General features: G+C 35.3%; 21 protein-coding genes. 10 read left to right on the forward strand and 11 right to left on the reverse strand.

Features of this window, described 5'->3' with window-relative positions:
• The first annotated feature begins 56 nt into the window (after window positions 1-56).
• Entirely contained in the window at window positions 57-500 is a 444-nt protein-coding gene (locus tag DNU06_RS06200) for a GNAT family N-acetyltransferase (RefSeq protein WP_111062356.1), read from the forward strand.
• A gap of 79 nt (window positions 501-579) precedes the next feature.
• On the forward strand, window positions 580-2,382 hold the full coding sequence (locus tag DNU06_RS06205) for an acyl-CoA dehydrogenase family protein (protein WP_111062357.1): 1,803 nt from the start codon (window positions 580-582) through the stop codon (window positions 2,380-2,382).
• Between the two features lie 141 nt (window positions 2,383-2,523).
• Here DNU06_RS06205 and DNU06_RS06210 read toward each other — a convergent pair whose 3' ends face one another.
• The 4 genes from DNU06_RS06210 to DNU06_RS06225 form a co-directional block, all read right to left on the reverse strand.
• Window positions 2,524-4,338, reverse strand: coding sequence for a LamG-like jellyroll fold domain-containing protein (locus DNU06_RS06210; protein WP_111062358.1), 1,815 nt, complete (start codon window positions 4,336-4,338; stop codon window positions 2,524-2,526).
• 151 nt (window positions 4,339-4,489) lie between these two features.
• Entirely contained in the window at window positions 4,490-6,331 is a 1,842-nt protein-coding gene (locus DNU06_RS06215; RefSeq protein ID WP_111062359.1) for a LamG-like jellyroll fold domain-containing protein, read from the reverse strand.
• A 150-nt stretch (window positions 6,332-6,481) separates the two neighbouring features.
• Window positions 6,482-7,897 (reverse strand): DUF5723 family protein, encoded by a 1,416-nt coding sequence (locus DNU06_RS06220; RefSeq protein ID WP_111062360.1) that lies wholly within the window; start codon window positions 7,895-7,897, stop codon window positions 6,482-6,484.
• Between the two features lie 120 nt (window positions 7,898-8,017).
• The gene (locus DNU06_RS06225; protein WP_111062361.1) at window positions 8,018-11,446 is read right to left on the reverse strand and encodes a methylmalonyl-CoA mutase family protein; all 3,429 of its coding nucleotides are present in this window, start codon (window positions 11,444-11,446) and stop codon (window positions 8,018-8,020) included.
• 108 nt (window positions 11,447-11,554) lie between these two features.
• Between DNU06_RS06225 and DNU06_RS06230 the strand changes: the two genes are divergently transcribed.
• Window positions 11,555-11,872 (forward strand): hypothetical protein, encoded by a 318-nt coding sequence (locus DNU06_RS06230; protein ID WP_111062362.1) that lies wholly within the window; start codon window positions 11,555-11,557, stop codon window positions 11,870-11,872.
• 43 nt (window positions 11,873-11,915) lie between these two features.
• On the opposite strand, the gene DNU06_RS06235 is transcribed toward DNU06_RS06230, so the two are convergent.
• Window positions 11,916-14,294, reverse strand: coding sequence for an outer membrane beta-barrel family protein (locus DNU06_RS06235; RefSeq protein ID WP_111062363.1), 2,379 nt, complete (start codon window positions 14,292-14,294; stop codon window positions 11,916-11,918).
• A 198-nt stretch (window positions 14,295-14,492) separates the two neighbouring features.
• Between DNU06_RS06235 and DNU06_RS06240 the strand changes: the two genes are divergently transcribed.
• Window positions 14,493-15,419, forward strand: a complete 927-nt coding sequence (locus tag DNU06_RS06240; RefSeq protein WP_111062364.1) for an SRPBCC family protein — start codon at window positions 14,493-14,495, stop codon at window positions 15,417-15,419.
• Here the strand turns inward: DNU06_RS06240 and DNU06_RS06245 are convergent.
• From DNU06_RS06245 to dnaA, 5 genes are all read right to left on the reverse strand, one after another.
• Complete coding sequence (locus tag DNU06_RS06245) at window positions 15,416-15,880, reverse strand: DinB family protein (RefSeq protein ID WP_111062365.1); 465 nt, start codon at window positions 15,878-15,880, stop codon at window positions 15,416-15,418. The genes DNU06_RS06240 and DNU06_RS06245 overlap by 4 nt on opposite strands.
• Window positions 15,880-17,745 carry a M1 family metallopeptidase gene (locus DNU06_RS06250; RefSeq protein WP_317048233.1) on the reverse strand — a complete coding sequence of 622 codons (1,866 nt, stop codon included), beginning with the start codon at window positions 17,743-17,745 and terminating at the stop codon, window positions 15,880-15,882. Before DNU06_RS06250 ends, DNU06_RS06245 begins: the two co-directional genes overlap by 1 nt.
• A gap of 13 nt (window positions 17,746-17,758) precedes the next feature.
• Complete coding sequence (locus tag DNU06_RS06255; protein ID WP_111062367.1) at window positions 17,759-18,466, reverse strand: SAM-dependent methyltransferase; 708 nt, start codon at window positions 18,464-18,466, stop codon at window positions 17,759-17,761.
• The gene (locus DNU06_RS06260) at window positions 18,467-18,922 is read right to left on the reverse strand and encodes a low molecular weight protein-tyrosine-phosphatase (protein ID WP_111062368.1); all 456 of its coding nucleotides are present in this window, start codon (window positions 18,920-18,922) and stop codon (window positions 18,467-18,469) included.
• Between the two features lie 64 nt (window positions 18,923-18,986).
• Window positions 18,987-20,426, reverse strand: a complete 1,440-nt coding sequence (gene dnaA / locus DNU06_RS06265; protein ID WP_111062369.1) for a chromosomal replication initiator protein DnaA — start codon at window positions 20,424-20,426, stop codon at window positions 18,987-18,989.
• 224 nt (window positions 20,427-20,650) lie between these two features.
• On the opposite strand from dnaA, the gene DNU06_RS06270 reads away from it, so the two are divergent.
• Window positions 20,651-21,058: an acyl-CoA thioesterase gene (locus DNU06_RS06270; protein WP_111062370.1), complete on the forward strand. Its 408-nt coding sequence runs from the start codon at window positions 20,651-20,653 to the stop codon at window positions 21,056-21,058.
• Here the strand turns inward: DNU06_RS06270 and DNU06_RS06275 are convergent.
• Window positions 21,055-21,345, reverse strand: coding sequence for a hypothetical protein (locus DNU06_RS06275; RefSeq protein WP_111062371.1), 291 nt, complete (start codon window positions 21,343-21,345; stop codon window positions 21,055-21,057). The two genes, DNU06_RS06270 and DNU06_RS06275, sit on opposite strands and share 4 nt — an antisense overlap.
• Before the next feature lie 33 nt (window positions 21,346-21,378).
• Here DNU06_RS06275 and mnmD point away from each other — a divergent pair, with 33 nt between their 5' ends.
• From mnmD to dapA, 5 genes are read left to right on the forward strand one after another with little or no spacing between them, the layout of a single operon-like run.
• Window positions 21,379-22,047: a tRNA (5-methylaminomethyl-2-thiouridine)(34)-methyltransferase MnmD gene (mnmD, locus tag DNU06_RS06280; RefSeq protein WP_111062372.1), complete on the forward strand. Its 669-nt coding sequence runs from the start codon at window positions 21,379-21,381 to the stop codon at window positions 22,045-22,047.
• Window positions 22,048-22,098: 51 nt separating this feature from the next.
• Window positions 22,099-22,920 (forward strand): TerC family protein, encoded by an 822-nt coding sequence (locus tag DNU06_RS06285; protein ID WP_111062373.1) that lies wholly within the window; start codon window positions 22,099-22,101, stop codon window positions 22,918-22,920.
• A 14-nt stretch (window positions 22,921-22,934) separates the two neighbouring features.
• Window positions 22,935-24,935, forward strand: a complete 2,001-nt coding sequence (ligA, locus tag DNU06_RS06290; RefSeq protein WP_111062374.1) for an NAD-dependent DNA ligase LigA — start codon at window positions 22,935-22,937, stop codon at window positions 24,933-24,935.
• A 3-nt stretch (window positions 24,936-24,938) separates the two neighbouring features.
• A complete protein-coding gene (locus DNU06_RS06295; RefSeq protein ID WP_111062375.1) occupies window positions 24,939-25,418 on the forward strand; it encodes a DUF6913 domain-containing protein in 480 nt (159 codons plus the stop codon).
• Window positions 25,415-26,290, forward strand: a complete 876-nt coding sequence (gene dapA, locus DNU06_RS06300) for a 4-hydroxy-tetrahydrodipicolinate synthase (protein ID WP_111062376.1) — start codon at window positions 25,415-25,417, stop codon at window positions 26,288-26,290. Before DNU06_RS06295 ends, dapA begins: the two co-directional genes overlap by 4 nt.
• The last annotated feature ends 41 nt before the right edge of the window (window positions 26,291-26,331 follow it).

The following is a 26,331-nucleotide window of genomic DNA, read 5'->3' on the forward strand; positions in this document are numbered from 1 at the left end:
TAGCAGTACGATAGTTTAAGAATATAATAGCAGTGAAAAAACAGGAGACCAAATAAATGGAAATAAAAGCCCTAAATATCGACCAAATAAAGCAAATAAGACATGAAGTTTTATGGCCACATTTATCTTCTTCGGATGATTGTGTGCTTGGGCCCGATAATTTTAAGGCAACTTTTCATATAGGTGCCATAGAAAACCATCAAGTTATAGGAACTGCTACTTTTATTATAGAATTGAATAAGGAATTTGATACAAAAAGTCAATTCCGTTTAAGAGCCATGGCAACCTTACCCGAGGTGAGAGGCAGAAATGTAGGTCGAGGAATAGTTGAATTTGCTTTAGAAAAGTTAAAAGCTATGCAAGTGGATTTATTATGGTGCGACGCGCGGTTAAAAGCCACAGGATTTTACGAAAAAATGGGATTCAATAGCGTAGGTGACATTTACGAAGTCCCTAAAATTGGACCGCATAAATTAATGTACTACACGTTAAATGAATAACGTAAAGATATGCTACGATTACCTAAGCATATCGTAAAACAAAATAGATATAGAATAAATAAAAATTAAAATTAATATTATGGCCAAAGAAGCGATTAAAGGAGGCGAATTTATCATTAGAGAAACAGCTTGTGAAGATATTTTTACCCCAGAAGACTACACAGAAGAACAAGGTATGATAGCACAAACCTGTCTTGATTTTATCAATCAGGAAGTGATACCCAACCTAGATCGAATAGATGCCATGGAAGAAGGATTAATGCCTTCTTTACTTGAAAAAGCAGGAGAACTCGGACTATTAAGTATGTCGGTACCTCAAGAATTAGGTGGTATGGGAGTGGATTTTCCAACCTCATTATTGGCTACAGAATACACTGGGAGAGGACATTCTTTTTCAGTAGCATACGGTGCACATACAGGAATTGGCACCTTGCCTACGCTTTATTATGGAACCGAGGCACAAAAAGCCAAATACATTCCAAAATTAGCTTCTGGAGAATGGAAAGCAGCCTATTGTTTAACCGAACCTAGTTCAGGTTCAGATGCTAACTCAGGAAAGACAAAAGCTGTTTTATCTGAAGACGGAAAAACATATACCATTGACGGTCAAAAAATGTGGATTACCAACGGGGGATTTGCAGATATTTTTACTGTATTCGCTAAAATTGGTGATGACAAAAATCTAACTGGTTTTATTGTAGATGCACACTCGGAAGGCATAACTTTAAATCCTGAAGAAAAGAAAATGGGTATTAAAGGCTCCTCTACCCGTCAAGTATTTTTTAATAATGTAAAAGTACCTGCCGAAAATTTATTAGGAGAAAGAGAAGGCGGATTTAAAATCGCGTTAAACATTCTGAACATTGGTCGAATTAAATTAGCTGGTGGTGTTTTAGGTGGATGTAAAGAAGCAATTAACCACTCTGTTAAATATGCAAATGCAAGAGAGCAATTTGGTAGACCAATTTCAAAATATGGTGCTATTCAGCATAAAATTGGAGAACAAATTATTAAAACATTTTCTTTAGAATCAGCAGCATACCGTTTGGCTCAAGATATTGACAATGCTATTCATGCTTTAGCAGATGGTGGTATGGAAAAAAGTAAAGCCACTTTAAAAGGAATTGAAGAATTTGCTGCAGAGTGTGCCATGTTAAAAGTAATCGGTTCTGATGCATTAGACTATTGCGTAGATGAAGGGGTACAAATTCATGGAGGAATGGGATATTCCGCGGAATCTGCCATTGAGAGAGCTTATAGAGATGCAAGAATTAATAAAATATTTGAAGGAACCAACGAAATCAACCGCTTATTGACTGTGGATATGATTTTGAAAAAAGCCATGAAAGGTAAATTAGACTTGATGGGACCAGCAATGGCTATTTCAGGAGAATTAATGAGTATTCCTGACTTTGAAGAACCTTCAACAGAACTATTTGCGGCAGAAAAAAAATACTTGCAAAATTATAAGAAAACCATCTTAATGGTTGCTGGAACAGCAGCACAAAAATTAATGATGACCTTATCAAAAGAGCAAGAAATATTAATGAACATAGCAGATATTGCCAACGCAATTTATACTTGTGAGTCTACCCTATTAAGAGTAGAGAAAATGGTGAAGTCAAAAGGTGAAGCAGCATGTGCGGTTTATATCGATATTGTAAGAACACTAATATTTGATGCCGCTGATGCAATCAATAAAGCGGGTAAAGATGCTTTGATGTCGTTTGTAGATGCAGATGAATTAACCATGATGTTAATGGGATTAAAAAGATTTACTAAAGTTGCTGCCTTTAATACAAAGGATGCAAGAAGAAGAATCGCTGCAGTAGCAATTGAAAAAAATGAATATAGTTTTTCTGACGCGACCAATAGAGCTTAATGCCCTATAATTGAAATTCAACCACATGGAAGCACCTAGTCAAAAGCTAGGTGCTTTTTTATATCCTATAGCCTTATATAGAAAAAAAAATACGTCCCAACTAGGTCGAGACGTATTAATTTTAATTACAATTAATGGGTATTACTCTTGAATAAACTTCAAATTTTGAATGTTTTCTTCATGGTTAATACGAATAATATAAGCACCTGCTGGTAATTGCTCTTGAACCACAATTTTATTTGTATTCAAACCATTATAGCTTTTAATCACTTTCCCTTCCAAGTTCAATATTTGAATGGTAACATTTGCTTTATCTTGTCCTAAATCAATTGTAAAACCATTTACTGCTGGATTAGGAAAAATAGTAGCTGCATTTATTGCATCTTCTTCCACACCTGTAAAATCAATATTTGTACAAGAAGAAGTATTCATACAACCATTTAAATTAATTTCAACAGCATAGTTACCATTCAAGGTCGCTGTATACGATTGATTTGTTTCACCTGGAATAATGAATAAGTTAGCATCTACGCAAGAATACCATTGGTAAGTAGCTCCGCTTAAATCTGCCATTAAAGTCGCCCCTGTAACACTAACTGTATTAACCACATCTACTACAGTTAGATCAATGGTAACTATACTATCACAACCGTTCAAATTAGTAAATGTCTCGGTATAAACACCTGTAGCGCTATATAACACACCAGATGGAGAAGTATAATCTGTACAAGTTGAAGTCGTTATAGTTGAGCCTGATTCAGTATAAATAGTAACATTATAATTAATCGTACTATCACATCCTGTAGTCGTAGAAAACACCTCAGCATACATACCGCTTGTTGTCCATGTATTGTTTCCTGATAAACTGGTGTAGGCATCACAATCCCCACCAATGATAGTAGTAGAGTAGTTTTGTATAGTTAAGTCTACTGTTACCACACTATCACAACCAGCAGTGGTTAATAATGTATCGGTATATACACCTGTACTAACCCATGTATAAGCACCACTTGGTGAAGTAAAACTACTACAAGTCGTTTCTGTTATACTACTCGCTAATGGCGCAATGGTTAAATCTATTTGAATAATACTATCGCAACCTGCTGCATTAGTAATAGTTTCTGAGTATTGACCACTTGTTGTATAAACAGTTCCTGAAGGGGCAGTATAATCAGAACATTCATTAGCTACGATAGTGCTCGTTGTAAATCCACCATTCAAAACTGGACCTGTTGTCCAATTTGAAGCTACACCCGTTAAATCAAAATTATTTAATGTACCGGTGTTATTTCCTCCGGACAAATCAACTGTTGAAGCTACATTTGTTCCATTGATTATACCATCATTCATTCGGTAATATGCAACTAAGGAAGACGTGATTGTACAAACCTCATTATTCATGTCCGCTAAAATATCAGTGGCTGATCTCGCAACATTATAAACCTTTACTTCGTCAATGCTTCCTTTGAAATAAAGTGTACCACCAGCAACTCTTCTACCTATCTTCATATCTTCACCTGTAGTTGGCGTAGATATACCTGCTAAAGTTCCTGTTCCAACTTGCACACCATTTACATACAAATAACCTGCACCACCATTTAAAACAGCAGCAACATGCGTCCATTGGCCCACAGGAACATCATTATTGTTACTTGAGGATAAATTTCCACTAGTACCACCAGAAAATAAAGCTAATTTTCTACTGCCAGTTACCATAAAAGTATTTCTGTCACCCGAAGCATTTGTACCATAATCCAAAACACATAAGTTAGAGGCAGGAGCAGTAGGATCGATATAAATCCATGCTTCAAAAGTTCTATCAGTTGAACCTGTAACCCCACCAAAGGTAGTTGAAATGTAATCATTTGACCCATCAAAGTTAATGGCTGGGTTTTGACTGAATGAGATGGTAGCCGTAGCAATACCAATCATAAATAAAAGTAATTTTTTCTTCATTTTTTAGTTTTAGTTTCCGTAAAAATATAGCAATAAATTCACCTTTACTTCAAATCACCCATTTTTAACACATACAGTTATATATGTTTATTATATCACACAAACCAAATGTAAGCCAACTAAAATGAAACGAACATTATGCAAACACTACCTATTCCTGTATAAAAGTCAAATTTCGTTGCTCATCACCAACAAGGACCTGCACGATATATAAACCAGGCGTAAGTGGTTCTTGGATAAAAAATTGCTTGCCATTATATTGCATGATACTTTTAACCACTCTACCACTATAATCTAAAATATTTACTTGCGCAGAAGCATAGCTTGTACCAAGATCAATGGTGAAACCTTGTGCAGAGGGATTTGGAAAAATAACAAAATTACTATTCTGCAACTTTTCAATCCCTGTAAAGTCTATGGTAAAACAATCCGAAATATTGGTACAACCATCCAAGGACACCTCTACCGCATAACTCCCAGAATCACTTGCCGTATAACTCTGATTTGTTGCACCAAGAATTGGGGTTAAATTTCCGTTTTCACACAGTAACCATTGGTAAGTAGTATTCGCATTACTCAAAGCTGCAGTTAAAGTAGCCGCGGAAACCGTTACAGTATTGTTTAAATTTACAAGACTAAGGTTAATCGTAATAATACTGTCACAACCATTTGTCGTTGAAATAATATCAACATATGTCCCAGAAGCAGTATAAACGGCACCACTTGGCGCACCATAAGAATTTTTACAGGTTGTTTCATTAATGGTAGTACTACTGGAACCATAGATGGTTACTTCATAATTAATAATAGAGTCACACCCTACAGCATTGATAAAAGATTCACTATAATTTCCGGAACTGGTCCAAGTATTATTCCCAGATAAACTGGTATAGGAACTACAATGTGCACCAATAACAGTGGTACTATAATTACTAATTGAAAGACTAATGCTAAGAATACTGTCGCAACCACTCGCTGTTTGTAAAGTGTCAGAATAAATACCAGGTATGGTCCAGGTATAGTTTCCACTAGGTGAAGTATATGTTTCACATGCAATTTGACTAAAACTATGGGTAATAGGTGCGATTGTTAAATCAATTTGGATAACGCTATCACATCCAAGACTACTCAATACCGTTTCCGTGTAATTTCCAGAGCTCGTATACACCGTTCCGCTAGGTCCGGTATAATCATCACAAGTATTTACCACCATAGCACTACTAGTTGCTCCAGGACCTAGAACAGGACCTGCAATCCAATTTGAAGTGCTACCCATTTGTGCAAAATTATGTAAAGTACCAGTATGATTCCCTCCAGACTCATCCACTGTAGATGATCCATTTGCGCCATTTATCACCCCATCATTCATGCGGTAATAAGCGACCAAGGAACTAGTAATATTACAAACCTCGTTGTTCATTTCTGCAGCAATTTCCGTAGCAGATCTGGCATAATTATAAACCCTTACCTCATCAATATCTCCTTCAAAATAACGGGTTCCACTAATACTTCTCCCTATTCTTAAATCACCCGTACTACTGGTATTAGTTGTTGAGGTGATGTTACCCGCATTTTCTAATACACCATCTAAATACAAACTATATTTTAATGCTGCTGTGGGATCAAAAACTACTGCTACATGGTGCCAAACACCATCATTCACAGCTGTCACTCCTCCTAGACCACTACCTCCAACTTCAATTCGGATAGCATCTCCCCATAAAATATTAAACGTAAATCTTTGCCCAGTCGTAAATGTTCCCCAATCTACAATAACTTGTTGCAAACCACTATTATTTGGATCGGCATTTGCCGTGGTTCTTATCCATGCTTCTACCGTTCTAGCCGCTCCACCAGTTACCCCAGTGTAGGTAGTCTGAATATAATCATCAACACCATCAAAACTAATTGCCGCATTCTGAGAAAAAATAGAAAATGAAATGAAAGTTGAAAAAATTAAAATACAGTTCCTGAAACAGTCTATTACCCTCATGATTTTTAGTTTGTACCAAAAATACAAAAAATAACCTAAAGTTGCATCTTGTTTATGAGTGACTTAGAAACAGACACATGTTAAAACAGATAAAAATGAAACAAGTATCTACTTCTTTGTTATTTTTTACTACTTAAAGATAACCCCAGATTAACGGTATGCGGCGCAAACCTTACGCTTTTTATGCTTACGCTTTCCACTCCTGCTTTTCGAACGACCATTCTTTTCTTTACAAGCCGGATTTTTAAATAAAGGCACCTTCAATTGAGCATATATATCAGCACCGTACATGTTTGAACGCACGAGAGTACTCCATAACTTATCTGTTCCAATAGTTAAACTATATAAGCGAAGACTAAAGCCCATTTGAGGTCTACTGTATTCGTACAACGAAAAAGGAACAGCTATATCAAACCATTTGGTTTCAAAACGAGGGGTAACAGATAAACTACTAGCCCTTCTCACGCCAAAACTATTGATAAAGGGAGGGATTCCATGTGTCAATGTTCCGTTGATGTAAAATTTATTTTCCCATACATTAAAGTCAAGTTGTACACTCAAAGCGGTTGGCAAGCCAATTTTTGTTGGATTATTAATCGCACCCTCTGCAGTTCCTGTATTCACAGAACTTAAAGTATTCTCGGAAATGGTCAAATCTCTTTCATCAACAGCATACGTTTCAGGATCCGTATTTTCTAACTTAAGTCGACCAATATCAATGATGGAAACACCTATTTTATAGCGGTAAAATTTTGGCGTACAACCATTCCTTGAAGAATTAGGGAAATACGTACTACTCCTGTCTTTCATTTTTTGATACGTAAAACCAAGGTCTAATCCTACCCCTCCTTTTAAGGTAAAGCTAGGTGATTGACTGTACATGATATCTCCAACAAAACGGTTTATGAATACGTCATTATTTTGAAGGATTTGGTAATTTGCTTCTGAAACTTTTCCGGCTGCACCAACTATTGGAAACAACTTTTTGACTGAAACACCAATCATAAACATATCCCGGTTAATCTTTTTAAAGGTATAGGCATAAGAAATTTTCACCTCCCCGTAACTAATACCATTCGCCTTTAAATTGTTCAAGTCGAAATTGGAAAAATCATGGATTGAATCACCGCTTAACAATCGACTTAACGGTTCGGATATACTACTATTTAACCTGCGTAAATCGACAAAGGATTGCCCTTGGAAACTGAGACCAAAAGCATGGTCACCTTGACTTAAAATAACCGATAAGGCACTGACATCATTACGATTGTAAACGTGATAGTTATTTCTATTGTCATTGAATGTCAGCTGATCGACTGTTATTTCCTGTCCCCTCGCCAAAGCTAAGGCGGAAGTATTTTCAATGGCCAATAAATTATTGTTTACATAACTACCCAGTCCCACAATATGAATATCGAGCCAGGTTTTGGCATCCAACATACTTGTAGGATTAATGTGCACCGAATTGGTTGGAGAATAATTAGAATGCAAAGCGCCAAACTTATCTTGGCCATAAACTGCCCCTGACCATATCAGTAAGTAAATGAAAATGAATTTAATTGACAAACCTTAATTTTTAATATTATAGTACAATAACGTGAAAAATATACTTTGGTAGCATTTTTTTTATAAAAAAAAACCGATAAGCGAACTTATCGGTTTTAAATATGAATTCAGAAATTTAAATTACATGTTCCTTCTGTACTGCCCACCTACCTCAAATAAAGCGTTGGTAATTTGTCCTAAAGAACAATATTTAGTAGCATCCATTAGGTACTCAAATATATTTTCATTTTGAATAGCAGCATGTTGAATCTTGCTTAATGTTGCTGGTATCGCCGCTGCATTTGTTTGGTGCAAGTTTTGCAACATTTCCAATTGGTATTTTTTCTCCGCTTCTGTAGCTCTTACTACCTCAGCAGGTATTATTGTTGGAGAACCATTTTTACTTAAAAAAGTATTCACCCCAATAATTGGAAATTCTCCATTGTGTTTTAATGTTTCGTAATACAAGCTTTCTTCTTGAATTTTTGAACGTTGGTACATAGTTTCCATTGCCCCTAACACACCACCTCTTTCGGTAATTCTGTCAAACTCTAACAATACAGCTTCTTCCACCAAATCCGTCAATTCTTCAATGATGAATGAACCTTGAATTGGGTTTTCGTTTTTAGTCAAACCTAATTCTTTATTGATAATTAACTGAATGGCCATGGCACGTCTTACCGATTCTTCCGTAGGCGTTGTAATGGCTTCGTCGTATGCATTTGTATGTAAAGAGTTACAGTTATCGTAAATCGCGTACAATGCTTGTAAAGTTGTTCTAATATCATTGAAGTCAATTTCTTGTGCATGTAATGAACGTCCAGAAGTTTGAATGTGATACTTTAACATTTGTGCTCTTGAATTCGCTTTGTATTTCAACTTTAAAGCTTTAGCCCATATCTTTCTAGCAACACGACCGATAACCGCGTATTCAGGATCGATTCCGTTGGAGAAAAAGAACGATAAATTCGGACCGAATGCATTAATATCCATCCCTCTACTCAAGTAGTATTCCACATAAGTAAATCCATTTGCCAAGGTCAAGGCCAATTGTGTGATTGGATTGGCACCTGCTTCTGCAATGTGGTAACCTGAAATAGAAACGGAATAAAAATTTCTAACCCCATTATCAATAAAGTACTCCTGTACATCTCCCATCAAACGCAAAGCGAATTCTGTAGAGAAAATACAAGTGTTTTGTGCTTGGTCTTCTTTTAAAATATCTGCTTGAACTGTACCACGCACTTGGGCCAAGGTTTCTATTTTAATTTTAGCGTATACATCCGCTGGCAATACCTCATCCCCTGTAATACCTAATAACATTAGACCTAAGCCATTGTTACTTTCTGGCAATTTACCTTGGTATTTCGGACGAATTGTTCCAGCCTTTTTATATTTCGCAGCAATCTTAGCTTCTACTTCTTTTTCTAGTCCGTTTTCAACGATATATTTTTCACAATTTTGATCTATTGCCGCATTCATAAAGAACCCTAACAACATTGGTGCTGGACCGTTAATGGTCATGGATACAGAAGTCAAAGCATGGGATAAATCGAACCCGGAATACAATTTCTTCGCATCATCTAGACAACAAATTGAAACACCTGAATTTCCAACTTTTCCATAAATATCTGGTCTTGGGTCTGGATCATTTCCATATAATGTCACAGAATCAAATGCAGTAGACAATCGTTTGGCAGGCATTCCCTCACTTACATAATGAAAACGTTTATTCGTTCTCTCTGGTCCGCCTTCTCCAGCAAACATTCTTGAAGGATCTTCTCCTTGACGTTTAAATGGATATAATCCTGAAGCGTAAGGAAACTCACCAGGTACATTTTCTTGTAAAATCCATTTTAATAAATCACCCCATGCTGTATATTTCGGTAAGGAAATTTTAGGAATTTGTAAATGTGATAATGATTCTGAGTGCGTCTCAATTTTTATTTCTTTATCTCTTACTTTAAATACATAGAGTGGATCTTTATAGCGCTTCACTTTGTCAGCCCAATTCACAATGTGATCTAAATTATGTGGATCAAGGTCCATTTTTACCCTTGCAAATTCTTTTAATAAAAGAGATAAAAATTCTTCATTCTCTTTACTTACTTTAATTTTATCTTCTTCTAATCCAATAGTCGTTAATCCTATTTCTTGTCCACTGATAGATTCAATAGTTTTGTATATCCCGAATAATTTTTGAGCTGTTTTCGATTGTTCTGTTGCCCATTCATCATACCCCCTATTGCTTTCCGAAATTTCAGACAAATAACGGGTTCTTGAAGGAGGAATTACGAATATTTTTTCAGACATTTCGTCTGTAATATCAATTTTTGAAACCAAATCCTTTGCCGCAGTTTTTTCAACTACCTTGTCCATAATTGCTTTATACAAGGTATTCATGCCTGGATCATTAAACTGAGAAGCAATTGTACCATAAACAGGTAAATCATCTTGGTTCACATCCCATAAACCATGGTTACGCATGTATTGCTTTTTCACATCTCTCAATGCGTCTAAAGAGCCACGTTTATCAAACTTATTAATCGCCACTAAATCAGCAAAATCAAGCATGTCAATTTTCTCCAATTGCGTAGCCGCACCAAATTCAGGAGTCATTACATATAAGGAAACATCTGAATGATCCATAATCTCGGTATCGGACTGACCGATTCCAGAGGTTTCTAAAATAATTAAATCGTAATTCGCTGCCTTTAAAATACTCAATGCTTCAGCAACATGCTTACTTAATGCTAAATTAGATTGACGCGTTGCCAATGAACGCATATATACGCGATCATTTTTAATGGCATTCATTCTGATCCTATCTCCTAACAAGGCGCCACCTGTTTTTCTTTTAGAAGGGTCTACAGAAACAATGGCTATTGTTTTATCCGTAAAGTCAATTAAAAATCGGCGTACCAGTTCGTCCACTAAAGATGATTTTCCAGAACCTCCAGTCCCTGTAATCCCCAATATTGGTGTATCTCCTTCTTTTGCTAAATTGTGTATCTGATCTAATATTTCTTTTGAAGCTTCTGGAAAATTTTCTGCAGCAGAAATCAACCTGGCGATAGCTGTTACTTTCTTTTCTTTTATGTGTTTAATTTCTCCATTCAATTGATTGCCCACTGGAAAATCAGATTCCTCCACCAAATCATTGATCATCCCTTGTAAGCCCATAGTTCTGCCATCATCTGGATGATAGATACGTGTAATACCGTATCCATGCAGCTCTTCTATTTCTGTCGGTAAGATGGTACCACCACCACCTGCAAATATCTTAATGTGTGTTGCGCCTTTTTCTTGCAACAAATCGTACATGTATTTTAAATACTCTGTATGACCTCCTTGGTAAGAAGTCATAGCAATCGCCTGCACATCTTCTTGAATAGCACAATTAACTACTTCTTCTACACTTCTATCGTGACCTAAATGTATGACCTCACATCCTGTGGACTGAATAATCCTCCTCATGATGTTAATGGCTGCATCATGCCCGTCGAATAGAGAGGCTGCTGTAACAATTCGAACTTTATATTTAGGTTTATATGGTGTAATTGGTTCCATGTATTTTTTGATTTTGAATAACCACAAATATAATACATTTCCGAGCAAAGTGGAACGGAATTTGGTATAGATTGACAAACCATTGAACAAACTTTAAAAATTAAGCCCATGAAAAAATTAGGATTTATTGCCGTTGCGATCTTTGTGATGGCCAGTTGTGCAAAAACAACCAAAGCGGAATGGATGGTTTACGAAGAAACAGCATGTTTACCTTTCTGGACTGACGAGGATAGTCAATCTAAATCAAAAGATAATTTAGAACTATTTTTAAAGGCAGAAGGAATCATCCCATTAAAGATAAAAATAGAAGGGGAAAGAAACTTCTCTTGTGATGCCTGCGATTGTGAAACTGGCATTGACTACTTAGTACAAGTCGACGAAAGTCAGGCTGGACTAATGCTTTACTATGGCTTCAAAAGCAGATAAAACAGTAGCAATCTGATCTTCAAAGACTAAACCACACCCAATACTAAATCCGGTCTCCTTGATTCGATTTAGATTCTTGAATGTTAGTCGGCGCTTTTAAACGACCAAACTTCATGAAGAACCCTAATTTAAAGGTGGTAAATTGATTTTGACTGGTGGAGTTATAAATATAATTACCCGAATAAGTTTCACTTGCGTATTTTGGTGGAATTATATTTCCAAGGTCGAAATACAATTGAAATTTATTGCCATTGAATTTTTTAGTGGCTCTTAAGCCCCAATTCACTACCACTTTATTAACAGATGTTGAACCACCCCATTTATTAACGTGAAAACGATTGGTGATGTCAAATGATTTTGGCAACTTAAAAGTTAAATAGGAATACAAACCATAAGTTAAATTGGTAAAAGTTTCACGTCCAAAAATTGGTGTAAAAGTATACTTCGCATAATTTACCCAAACAGAATTCCAACCAGTCAACCATTTCAATTGAAAAGGGACACTTATACTACTGCTGAAGGTTTCTACTGCTTCCGCATTCCAAGGGGTTGTTTCCGTTAAAAAAGAATTATCCTTGATAAAAGAAACAGAACTCATTGGGTCTTTTTCGTGGGTATAACTCAACGACAAGTTGTATTTGTAAAACAAATCAAAATCTAACCCAATGGTTTGCTGAATGGCTGGACGTAAAAAAGGATTGCCGTAATCGATTCTTAAACTATCGCTTTGTACCACAAATGGATCATAATTATCAAATTGAGGTCGGTCTATTCCTGCATCATAAGAAACAGTTACAGCCACCTTATCGCTCGCTTGATACATGATGCTCGCACTCGGAAACGGTATAATGTACAAGGAATCGATAAACTCTTTATTTAAAGACTTGCTAAAGCCATTTAAGTTGGTGTACTCTGTTCTCAAACCGGCCCTTGCACTAATTTTATCCCAATTCTTGGTCACCTCCACGAATACCGCTCCAATATTTTCAGTATAGTCATAGGCATTTGATTGTGTTTCATCAATTTCCCAATCTCCATTCACATCATTGAATCTATTCAAGCTTTTTCCATTGATCAAGGCACTGTAAGAAACCCCAACCCCCAACTCCCAACCTGTAGTATCGAAAATATGCTCATAATTCATTCTTAACTCTCCAATGTTTGGTATATCTTTTGAATCGTTTCTAATGGCATAGCTTGTCGTGTTATTGGTCGAAATGTTTTCAAAATTACTGATGGAAGCATTGTCAGAATTACTAATTTTATTGACGTAATTCAAATTAATTTCAAAATTACTTTTATTGGTATCCGTATCAACAGTATAATTGATGAATGCAGAATTATTTAACCAGGTCCATGCATTTGTTGAGTTCGCAATTGAAGAGGTGGTAATTAAATCATTCTGTAAATAATTCATTGCTGAAGTGTTTACATTTTTACCATTACTTCCATAACCATTCACCCCCATGGTAATTCTTTGTTTTTCATTCAAATTATAAGCGCCCTTCACATTGTAGTATTGCCAAGTATTCTGACTTTCAAATGAAGTCACCGAATTTAACCCCCTATTAGAATCGTCTGTGGTAACACCATCTGTAGTTCCAAATCCATTTGAAGAATTATAATTCCCTCCGAGATAACCATTCAAGGAGAATTTCTTTTTCTTTAAGCTCAATCCAAGACTTAGTCCTGCCGTTGGTTTTAACTGTGTGTTTACCCCGCCAGAACCACTAACAGTCATATTATATCCTTCTAAGTGAAAGTTTTTAGTAAAGACTTCTATCACACCATTTCCACTTCCTTGCGCTTTATATTTAGCTGAAGGATTCGTAATGATTTCTATTTTCTCAATTTGATTTGCTGGAATAGCCTTTAATTCATCATTCGAAATAATAGCTTGTCTATCTACCAGAATTAATGGACTTCCACGTCCTATGATCTCTATATTTATGTCGTCAGGAGAAGTAATTTTAGGAGAAGCTTTGAGGACTTCAAATAAGTTAGTTAAAGTTTGAAGATTTGTCCCTTCCACATTTACAGTTACCCCATCCATAGTTCGGGTATACATTTCCTTTGTGAAAACAACATCTACTGCTGCTAATTCTTTATTTTGTTCCGGAGTAACTATCCCTAGATTCACCAAGGTATCGTCGATTAATAGATCAATAATTTTATCGGAATAACCCGGTAAAGTCAATTTTATAAAATAATTTGTTTTCCCTCCAGCATTAAACGAAAAATCAATTGCATTAGAGTCTAAATATGCTCCTTTTACAAAAAGGGAATCCGCAGTTCTAAATACGGCCACATTTGCCAACGGCAGAACATCTGCTTCAGCAAGCACAATACCTTTTACATGTACTTTTTGGGAGAAAGATGAGATTGAAAATAAAAGAGCGAACAATAATAAAAAATTCTTCATAAATATGAATAAACGTTATAATTTTGGATAAAGCTACTAAATATACCCGACAATAATACTCAGTTTTCTTTATCATAAGCTGAAAATCAGGCATTGTTACCGCATAATTAACAATGTTTTACATACTTTACATTCAAATTACATAAAAGAAGCCATTATTTTCTATAATTTAGGTCAAACAATAAAGCAGACAACATCATGCCTAAAACCCACGTAAGCAAGAGTATTTTTATCGCAGCCGAACCCAATAAAGTTTATACATTAATCAACGACTTTTCACATTGGACTGCATGGTCGCCTTGGGCAATTTTAGAAACTGAAGCCAAAGTAAGTGTTGCTTCTGACGGGAAGTATTTTGAATGGGAAGGCAACAGGATCGGATCGGGTAACATGAAAATAACCAAAGAAAAGGGGCCACATAAAATATGGGCAGATTTGACTTTTTTAAAACCGTTTAAATCGAAAGCTAAAATAGAATACACCTTAACGGAATCGGAAGGCGGTACACAAGTCACTTGGGAAATGTACAGCAGTTTACCATTCTTCATGTTTTTCATGAAAGATATGATGCAAAAAATGATTGGAATGGACTTTGATCGTGGTTTAAAAATGCTAAAAGATTTAGTAGAAAACGGCAAAGTAAATTGCAAGCTAACACAAGAGAATAACCAGCTATTTGAAACAGTACATTACGTAGGTATTAAAGGCACAACCCCAATGACAGAAATGGGCTTAGACATGTCTAAAAAAATTCCACAACTCAAAGACTACATCAAGGCAAATAACTTAGAAAGTAATGGTGAAATCATTTCCATATACCACAAGTGGGACATGAAAAATCAAACTGCAACTTATACCTTAGCCGCAGTGGTAAAAACCTTACCACAAAATACAATTGGCCATATCATTTCAGGAACAATTCCTACCACCAAAGTCAACAAAGTAATCCACACTGGTGATTACGACCACCTAGGCAACGCTTGGACCATGCAAATGATGATGCAAAGAAATAAAGAATTCAAACAGAATAAAAAAATGGATCCTTTTGAAGTTTATAAAAATTCTCCTTTCCATACACCAAGCGAAGAATTAATAACTGAAGTCATGTTTCCTACCTTGGACTAGGCAGCAGAAACTACTCTTTTCAAAGCCATGATGTATCCTATGTGTAATCCTTCGTGAATATTATTAAAACGGACCGCATCCTCTACACTTTTCAAAGTAATTCCAAAGCTGGTTGGGTACTCCTTGTAGTTTTTGAAAATTGCTTTTGTTAAATCAACATCCAACTGCAAAGGCAACTGCTTGTATAACGTCAATACTTGCTCCCATTCTTGCTCTGAATAGCTTGCTTTAGGTTGAGATCCCTTTTTAAATCCCTCTACTAATTCATCAGAAATACTCATGGGTAATGCCGCCAATTTATAACACAACAGTTGCTGTGTTACAACCATATGGGCAACATTCCAAAAAATTGAATTATTAAAACCTTGGGGTATCTTGCAAATGTCTTCAAATGAAACACCTTCAATAACCCTTAAACAATTTTTTCTTGTCTCCAATAAATTTGCTACTGCTACTTGCATTATTTTTTCACTTTTGGAAAAACGTTATCCGTTCTATCCGTATCTGCCATTCTCATACTGGCATCAATCTCTACCTTTTCAATTTCTTTTTCCTTCACATCAACACATAAAGTAAAAGTAGGATTAGTCCATGCCCAGTCTTCACTGACTACCATTAAACCAGGAACACTTGTATCGGTTTTTTCGCCACGCATAATTTGCAATGGCACATTATAAACCTTCAGGCCACCATCTTTTAAAGTAACGGTAATATCAAGCGGCATTGGCATCTCACCAATTCTCTTTAATTCTATAGCCGTAGAATTTCTATCTTTTTTATCCACATCTACAATGGCGTAATTGATAGAATTCGTCGTCCCGATAAATTGTTCAAAATACCAATCCAATTCAAGACCTGACTCTTTTTCCATGATCCGTTTAAAATCATCTGGTGTAGGGTGCTTAAATTTCCATTCGTTATAGTAACGCATCATTCCACTCATGAATGCTTGGTGACCTACAATGTAATCCATTTGATCTAAAAACACAGCGCCTTTGCTATACACTGAAATTCCATAAACCATATTTTTTTTGTAATGATCGGCATGTGTTGTCAATGGCTCTTGCTCTTTTTCAACCACTGTCGCCAAGTAAACATACCCTTTTTGAGACCTAATATTTGGGTTCACCGGATTTGTTCCGTAAATATGAGACAAGGTTAAGTTTTGAACATAAGTTGTAAAACCTTCATCCATCCAAGGATATTTCGATTCATCTGTCGCCATCATTCCCTGGTACCAACTGTGAATACTTTCGTGTACAATTACACTCACTAAAGCTTTAAAACTACCATGAGCAGTTATTAAAGTCGCCATTGGATATTCCATACCGCCATCTCCACCTTGGATAATGGAATAATCAGAATAAGCGTACTCACCAAAGTTTGCGTTTACAAATTCAAAAGACTTGACGGTATAATCTTGTACATTTTTCCAATTTTCAATTAAACTATCTACTTGATAGAAAAAGTGAATTTTTGTCCCATTGTTCAACATTTTTATATCGTGTACGTAATCTGGATCTGCAGCCCAAGCAAAATCATGTACATTTTCCGCTTTAAAGTGCCATCTTAATTTACCATTTTCAGTTGGCTCTGGCGTCACATCTTCAGTTGCATATCCTTTTCCAATATCTCCAGGATTTTGTAAAACACCTGTACCACCAATAGTATACTTATTATCCATATGAATGGTCACGTCAAAATCACCCCACACACCGTGAAATTCACGACCAACATAAGGATTAGCATGCCATCCTTCCTTGTCATACTCACTCATTTTTGGATACCATTGCGTCATTGAATAATCAATACCTTCCATGTTATTCCTTCCACTTCTTCTAATTTGAACGGGAACCTGTGCTTGAAAAACCATATCAAAAGTAACAGTTTCACCAGCTTTGATTGGCTTTGGCAAGTTTACCTCTAAAATGGTACCTACTGTTTTAAATGTGGTAGGTATTCCATCCATTGTTAAACTTACAATATTTTGATACCCAATTTCATTTGGTTTTAATTTTGAAATCCTGTCCCCAACTCTCTTATCTGGATCAGGAATATTTCGCGAACGAACATCCATCATACTTCCAGGTTGGAACGCATTGAAATACAAATGATAAAATACTTTATCTAAATCATCTGGTGAATTATTGGTGTATTTCAGTTTTTGAATCCCTTTAAACTGATGATTTTCATGGTTAAAATCAATATCCATGGTATAATCAACTGCTTGTTGCCAATAATCTTGGGCATTTGCTATGCCGGTAAAACAAAGTAGCGTAATGAATAGAAAAGTATATTTCATAATGTTTAATTCTGTTATTTTCAAAGATAAGGTTTAATTAAAATTTCCCAAGTATAAATACACAAGGGGCTTTATCAAATGATAAGTTTTTAGATTTCCAGTCTTGCACTGTTTTGGTGACAATATATTCTTTATCACCAGTTATATCCAGAGCCACTGTCAATTGTAATTCTGGTGCAGCATGCTTTAGCAACGCGTCAAACATCACTTGATTACGATATGGTGTTTCAATAAAAATTTGCGCAAAGCCCGTTCGGAATATCACTTGACTCAACTGCTTGATACTATTTGTTCTTTCACTTTCATTTTTCGGTAAATAACCATGAAAAGTAAAACCTTGCCCGTTTAATCCACTTGTCGCCAAAGCTAAAAATAAAGAGCTAGGTCCAATCAGCGGGATCACTTTAATGCCATTTTTATGTGCCATTTGCACGACACCATTGCCAGGATCAGCAATACCTGGATAACCAGCCTCCGACATCACACCTACATTAATACCGTTTTCTAGATGGGTCAAAACGGTTTGGGTAAACTCGTAGTTGTTGTGTTTATTCAATTCATAAAAAAAAGCATCATCAATTGGAAAAGTACGATCAATTTTTCTTAAAAACTGCCTTGCCGTTTTCGTCTTTTCCACCACAAAATGTCGTAAATCTTTAGCGACATCCATAGTAGACTGTGCCAAAGTATTTTCTGGCGGTCCAACACTTATAGGTATAGGAATGACAAACAAACGCCCCTTCATTTATTGAAAGTTTTCAACAATTTTATCCGTCGCTTTATCCAACAGATCAAACACCAATCCAAAACCTGACTCGCCACCAAAATATGGATCAGGCACCTGTGCATTTTCACCAGGATGTGTTTCGTTTAAGATTAGCTTAATTTTTGCTTTTTCTTCAGGTGAGCTAGCAAGATCAGCAATATTCGAAAAATTCGAGTTATCCATTACGTAAATCAAGTCATATTTTTTAAAGTCTTTTTTCTTAAACTTTCTCGACCTTAAGTCACTGATATCAACCCCTTTTTGAATTGCCGTTCTTTGCATTCTTCTATCGGGCGCCTCCCCAATATGCTGTCCTGAAGTCCCTGCAGAATCCACCCACATCTTTAAGTTGTCCCGTTTTATTTTATCACGTAATATGCCTTCCGCCATTGGAGAACGACAAATATTACCTAAACAAACCATTAAAATTTTCATAATTTTTAAAATTAATCCTGACACAAAAAAAGTCCCTGTTTAAAACAGAGACTTTGAATATTTTTTAATTTACTGCTAGTTTCTTTTCTAAATCGTCCAGATAACCCCTAAACTGTTTATCCGTTTCTGCTAAGTTATTAACAGTTCTGCAGGCGTGTAACACTGTTGCGTGATCCTTACCACCACATTGCGCACCAATACTAGCCAACGACCACTTAGTCATCTTTTTAGCGAAGAACATTGCAATTTGACGGGCCTGAACCACTTCACGTTTACGTGTTTTAGATTTCAATAACTCAATAGGCAAATTAAAGTAATCACAAACTATTTTATGAATGTAATCCATTGATATTTCACGTGCTGTGTTTTTCACAAACTTATCAATCATCTTTTTAGCCAATTCAATATTGATTGATTTTTTATTTAAGGTTGCTTGCGCAATCAAAGAAGTCAAAGCCCCTTCCATTTCTCTAATATTGGTATTGATACTGTAAGCTAAGTATTCCAATACATCTTCTGGTAAATCTAATCCATTACCATAAATCTTCTTTTGCAAAATTGCAATACGTGTCTCTAATCCAGGAGCTTGAACATCTGCCGATAATCCCCATTTGAAACGAGACAATAATCTTTGTTCTACGCCTTTCATTTCAACAGGTGGCTTATCGGAAGTCAATACAATTTGTTTTCCTGTTTGGTGTAAATGATTGAAAATATAGAAGAAAGCATCTTGTGTTTTCTCTTTACCAGCAAAGAACTGTACATCATCTACAATTAAAACATCCATTAATTTGTAAAAGTTTACAAAATCATTGGTTGTATTATTTTTAATAGAATCTACAAATTGACGAGTAAACATCTCAGCACTAACATACAATACTGTTTTGTTTGGGAATTGATTTTTAATACCAATACCAATTGCATGCGCCAAGTGAGTTTTACCTAGACCAACACCACCGTAAATTAATAATGGGTTAAAGGCTGTTCCACCAGGCTTATTTGCTACTGCAAAACCAGCACTTCTAGCCAAACGGTTACAATCCCCCTCTACGAAATTATCAAAAGAATAAGTTGGATTCAAATTAGAGTCTACGCTTACTTTCTTTAATCCAGGAATAATAAAAGGATTTTTAATGTGATTCTCTTCAGTATTCAACGGCATACTTACCGGTGAATTTGACAAGCTTTTTTTATCGTTTGTAGGAAGGTTTACGGTATAAGGCGCCTTTTTGCTATTGGAGTTTCTATCCATAATGATAGAATACTCTAATTTCGCTTCAGCCCCAATTTCTTTTTTAATGACTTTTTTTAACAAATCAATATAGTGTTCTTCTAACCATTCGTAAAAAAAGTGAGAAGGCACTTGTATAGTCAAAACACTATCTTTCAATCTAATAGGAACGATAGGTTCAAACCACGTTTTGAAGCTTTGTAAGGATACATTGTCTTTAATGATGTCTAGACAATTTCTCCAAACTGACTCGTGGTTTTTTTTATTACTCATGTTTATATATGGGTTTCGAAAATTATTATTCCTTTGTATTAACGCAAAATTACCCTTCCGTTAATAACAAGACAAATATTCAAATAAAAAAGTTCATAAAAAAATGAATTTGGTATTGTTTTTTAACTTTTTTTTACTTCTAATGAAAAAGATTTTTTATTTAATTTTTATCGTTACTTATTGAAAAATAATCCTATTTTAATACAATTTTTTAAACGTTTATTATGTACACCTACCAAACCGAAACCCGCATTAGATATGGAGAAACAGACCAAATGGGCTACTGTTACTACGGAAATTACGCCTTATTCTTAGAAGTCGGCCGAGTAGAAGCTTTACGTAACTTAGGTATCACATATAAGTCACTCGAAAACACCGAAATTCTACTCCCAGTACTAGAGTTAAACATTAAGTATTTTAAGCCTGCTTTTTACGACGATTTGATCACCATCAAAACAACGATTGCTGCAATGCCAAATGTTAAAATATTTTTTGACTATGAAATTTATAACGAAAAAAAAGAACTACTGACAAAAGCATCTACAACACTTGTCTTTGTTTCCAAACCCACTATGCGTCCAACGAAGTGCCCTGAAAATTTAATTGAAAAACTAAAACCTTATTTTGATTAACTATCAATACAAGTATATACAAAATCTTGTTTATCTGTATTTATCTCTTCTAGCGCATAGGCGTCTTCAATGGAAAATTCTTCACTGCTCTTTACACACTCCTCGTCAAAGGTCACACCATCATCATCTACAACATAACCAGTTAAAGTGGTATCTGTAATCACTTCCCCGTTCACGGTCTGCACGGTTTCCACATAGGTGTAAGTGTAAGAACATGTTTTACATTTTTGACAACTACTCATCCAAAATAAGGCGATAAATATAACACTTAAAAGAATTCTTCTCATAACTTTGTTTACAACATTACAAATATATTTAAATTGAAAGAAAGGCAAGTAATTATAACCGGAGATAATTCAAAATCTTTGTTAATAAAGGACACTGACATCTCCTACCACTCTATTCATGGTGCAAAAACAGAATCAAATCATATCTTTATAGCACATGGTTTGAATCAATTAAACAAAAACCAACCCATTTGTATTTTTGAAATGGGCTTTGGAACTGGATTAAACGCTTTACTCACATTGGAGCAAGCCAACAAGCAGCAACTTAATATTAATTACCACAGTATTGAAAAGTACCCTTTGCACCAACAAGAGTGGGAAGATTTTACTGAGAAAAACGGATTTTCGAACGAAGAAAAAAATCATTTTAAAACTTTACACGAAACCAATTGGGAAACACAAATAAGTATAACCCCTAAATTTGAATTAAAAAAAATACAAGGAGATATTCTTACCCATACATTCGAAAGTGACTTTTATGATATCATTTATTTTGACGCCTTTGGTCCTGGATTCCAACCGGAACTATGGAAACCAAACCTACTTCAAAAACTACACAACAGTCTTAAAACTAACGGCTTTTTAATCACCTATTGCGCCCAAGGCCAATTTAAAAGAGACCTAAAAAGTGTTGGGTTCAAAGTCGAAAACCTACCTGGACCTCCAGGTAAAAGAGAAATAACAAAAGGAATAAAGTTATAATTGCAATTGAATAATTAATTTTGAATTAAATAAACATAAAACAAATAAATCATGCTCGCTGAACTATTTACAATCGAAAACCTTTTCACCCTTTTAATGCTTATATTATTACAAGCAGTTTTAGGGTTCGATAATTTGCTTTACATTTCATTGGAATCGAAAAAAGCACCTGCTGAATCTCGGAAAAAGGTACGCCAACGCGGAATAAGTATTGCCATTGTTTTAAGAATTGCACTCCTATTTTTACTCGTATCGGTTATTCAATACTTTCAAACACCTTTTTTAAGTGCTGACAAATCTTTTATTCATTTTGAATTCAACTTCCATAGCATCATAGTGCTTGGTGGTGGTGGCTTTATAATGTATACTGCAATTAAAGAAATTTGGCACATGATTTCTCACCATACCATTGAAACAAATGAAGATTCTACGCAAAAGACAGCCAAAGCAGTAATTATTTCTATTGTAATCATGAATCTCGTTTTTTCATTCGATTCTATTCTAAGTGCCATGGCCTTAACTAATCATATTGGTAATGTACCGGTAGAACTTGTACTTATGTCAATAGCCATTATTATTAGTGGACTTATTATGATTTTTATGGCAGACAAAGTAGCTGAGTTTTTACAGAAAAATAGAATGTATGAGGTCTTAGGACTTTTTGTACTATTAATTGTGGGAGTAATGTTGCTTACAGAAGGCGGACATATTGCTCATTTAAGATTTTTCGGTTATTCCATTGAACCAATGAGTAAAGTGACTTTTTACTTTATCATCATCACGCTGGTAATTGTCGACTTAATTCAATCGAAATATCAAAAAAACATTATCAAAGGAGAGCAGGCTGAAATTGAAGCCAAAAAATTGAAATAAGACGATTCACCCCAATGAACATTAAAGAAAAAATAGAACATTTAGAAGCTGAACTTGAAAGGTTCAACCATGCCTACTACATCAACAACCAATCATTAGTTTCTGACTTGGAGTACGATCTGCTTTTAAAAAAGCTGGAATCTTTAGAAAAAGAACACCCTGATTTGGCCTCTCCGAACAGCCCCACGAAAAGAGTCGGCGGTGACATCACCAAACAATTTGACACCATAAAGCATAAGCTCCCTATGCTATCCTTGGCTAACACTTATTCTAAAGAAGAGTTAACGGAATGGGAAACACGCATCAAAAAAATCATAGAACATGATGTAGAATACATTTGTGAATTAAAGTATGATGGTGTTGCCATTGGTATTCAATATGTAAACGGAGAGCTATACAGAGCAGTAACACGAGGGGATGGAACCCAAGGTGAAGATGTCACTAAAAATGTAAGAACCATCAAATCAATCCCTTTAAAACTAAAAGGGGACTATCCCCAAGATTTTGAAATTAGAGGAGAAATTTTTATGCCTCTAAAAAACTTTAAAGCGTTAAATCAAAAAAGAGAAGCTGCTGGAGAAGAACTATACGCAAACCCAAGAAATACAGCTTCTGGCACTTTAAAGTCACTCAACTCAAAAGTTGTAGCACAACGCGGACTCGACTGTTTTCTTTACGGCGTTTATGGTACTGACTTATTCGAATCACACTACCAAAGTATATTAAAAACCAAAGACTGGGGCTTTAACAGTCCAAGTCCTGAAAAAAACTACATAAAGAAAGTAAATTCTATTGATGAAATCATGGAGTTTATTCAATATTGGAATTCGGAAAGAAATAATTTACCTTTCGAAATTGACGGCATAGTATTAAAGGTTAACAATTACGACACGCAAAAAATACTTGGATACACCGCAAAAAATCCTCGCTGGGCCATTAGCTACAAATTTAAAGCAGAAAGAGCAGAAAGCATCTTGCAAGAAGTCACCTACCAAGTAGGGAGAACTGGCGCCATTACACCTGTCGCTAACCTAAAACCTGTCTTATTAGCCGGAACAACCGTTAAAAGAGCTTCACTGCACAATGCCGACCAGATTGCAAAACTAGACCTCCATATAAATGACCAAGTATATGTAGAAAAAGGAGGAGAAATCATCCCGAAAATTGTAGGCGTTAATTTGGCATATAGAAAAAACAACACCACTACCCCTATTCAATTCATTCAAACCTGTCCAGATTGCGGCACCCCCCTAACTAGAAATGAAGGTGAAGCGCAACATTATTGTCCAAATGACATTGGTTGCCCGACCCAAATACTTGGTAAAATTGAACATTTCATTTCAAGAAAGGCCATGAATATTGATGGTATTGGACCAGAAACAATTGTTTTATTCCATCAAAAAGGATTAATCAATAACGTTGCCGATTTATACACCTTAACTTTTGAAGATATTATTGACCTAGATCGCGTAGCAGATAAATCAGCAAACAACATTATCAAAGGTATCAACCTATCAAAAACAAAAGAATTTGAAAAAGTATTATTTGCTTTAGGAATTCGTTATGTAGGGGAAACTGTTGCAAAAAAACTGGCTAAATACTTTAAAAACATAGACAGACTAATGCAAGCCACATTTGAAGAATTAATAGTGGTAGATGAAATCGGAGAACGCATAGCCCAATCCGTCATTGCCTATTTCCAGAATCCTAAACATATAGACCTCATTCAGCAATTACAAAAACAAGGACTTCAATTTAACGTGATAGAAAACCTAAACGAAACCAGCAAACTCGAGGGACAAACTTTTATCATTTCAGGAGTATTCGAAACACACTCCAGAGAAGAGTTAAAACATTTGATTGAAGAAAATGGAGGCAAAAATACCAGTTCTATCTCAAAAAAGACAAATTACCTAATTGCTGGGGATAAAATGGGACCATCCAAACTTGAAAAAGCCAATAAATTAGGCGTGAAAATTATTAGTGAAACAGAATTTATTCAAATGTTAGCATAAAACATGAAAACTAAAAACTCCTACAATCCAGACGCTCGGAATATTGCACTTTTACCAAGACCAGCATATAAAGAAGTGCTTGTTATTATTAGTAAGTCAGAACAGATTAATCATAATTTATTGCACCAATACTTTCCTAATGCTACTTTTAGCTTTTTGAGTAATCGAACGGAGAAGGAAGATAATTCTAAAGGAATGAATTACACACTCCATAAAAAGGATTTCTTTTTTAAGACGCTAAAAAATGAAAGACTGAAAAATTTAACAAAAAAAACATTCGATTTATTGATCGACTTGAATGAAGATAATGATAAATTGATTTATTTTGTAGAAAATATAAATGCGGGTTTAAAAATAGGATGCTTTAACAAGCCTAATAATCACCTATACGACATCTTAACAAAACCATCTCTCGAGATTGTTGATGTGGTAAATTCTATGGTAAAACAGCTGGACATATTGACCTTAAACAATAAAAAATGATAAATCTAAAAGGCCTTGGAGTGGCCATGGTAACTCCATTCAATGCGGACATGTCAATTGACTTTGAAAGCTTGAAAAAATTAACACACTACTTAATTGATAATGGCGTTCATTATTTAGTAGTGCAAGGTACCACAGGGGAGTCTCCGGTTCTTTCTGAACAAGAAAAATTAGCCGTATTAGATACTGTCATTAAAGAAAACGCTGGAAGATTGCCTATAGTATATGGCATTGGAGGAAACAACACCCAGCAAGTAGCTAAACAACTAGCCGAATTTGATGTCCCTGGCGTAGATGCCATACTGTCTGTTTCTCCTTATTATAGTAAACCAACTCAAGAAGGTATATTTCAACATTTCAAAACTTTAGCTGCAAATAGTAAACTACCTATAATACTGTATAATGTTCCTGGTAGAACCAGTTCAAACATGCTACCAGAAACAACACTTCGTTTAGCTAAAACATGTGAAAACATTATTGGTATTAAAGAAGCTTGTGGGGACCTTAACCAAGTAATGCATTTAATAAAAGACAAACCAATGGATTTTTACATCATTTCTGGAGATGATGATCTAGCATTACCATTTATTAATATTGGTGGAGACGGAGTAATATCAGTAATTGGAAACGGATTGCCTAAAGCATTTTCTAACATGATTAATGCCGCACTAAATAACGATATTATCACAGCAAGAAAGTTTCATTATCAATGTTTTCCTTTAATTTATCATCTGTTTTCAGAAGGAAACCCGGCAGGAATTAAAGAAGTGCTAAAATATTATAACATTACTGAAACAACCGTTAGACTTCCATTAATGAACGTTTCAGCCACTACAAAAGGCAAAATTGTAGAAATTCTCAACAATCTTTGATTCAATTTTAGTCTCAAGTAAACATTTTATTTATATTTGTT

This window comes from Putridiphycobacter roseus, from assembly GCF_003234935.1.
GTDB classification, from domain to species: domain Bacteria; phylum Bacteroidota; class Bacteroidia; order Flavobacteriales_D; family Crocinitomicaceae; genus Putridiphycobacter; species Putridiphycobacter roseus.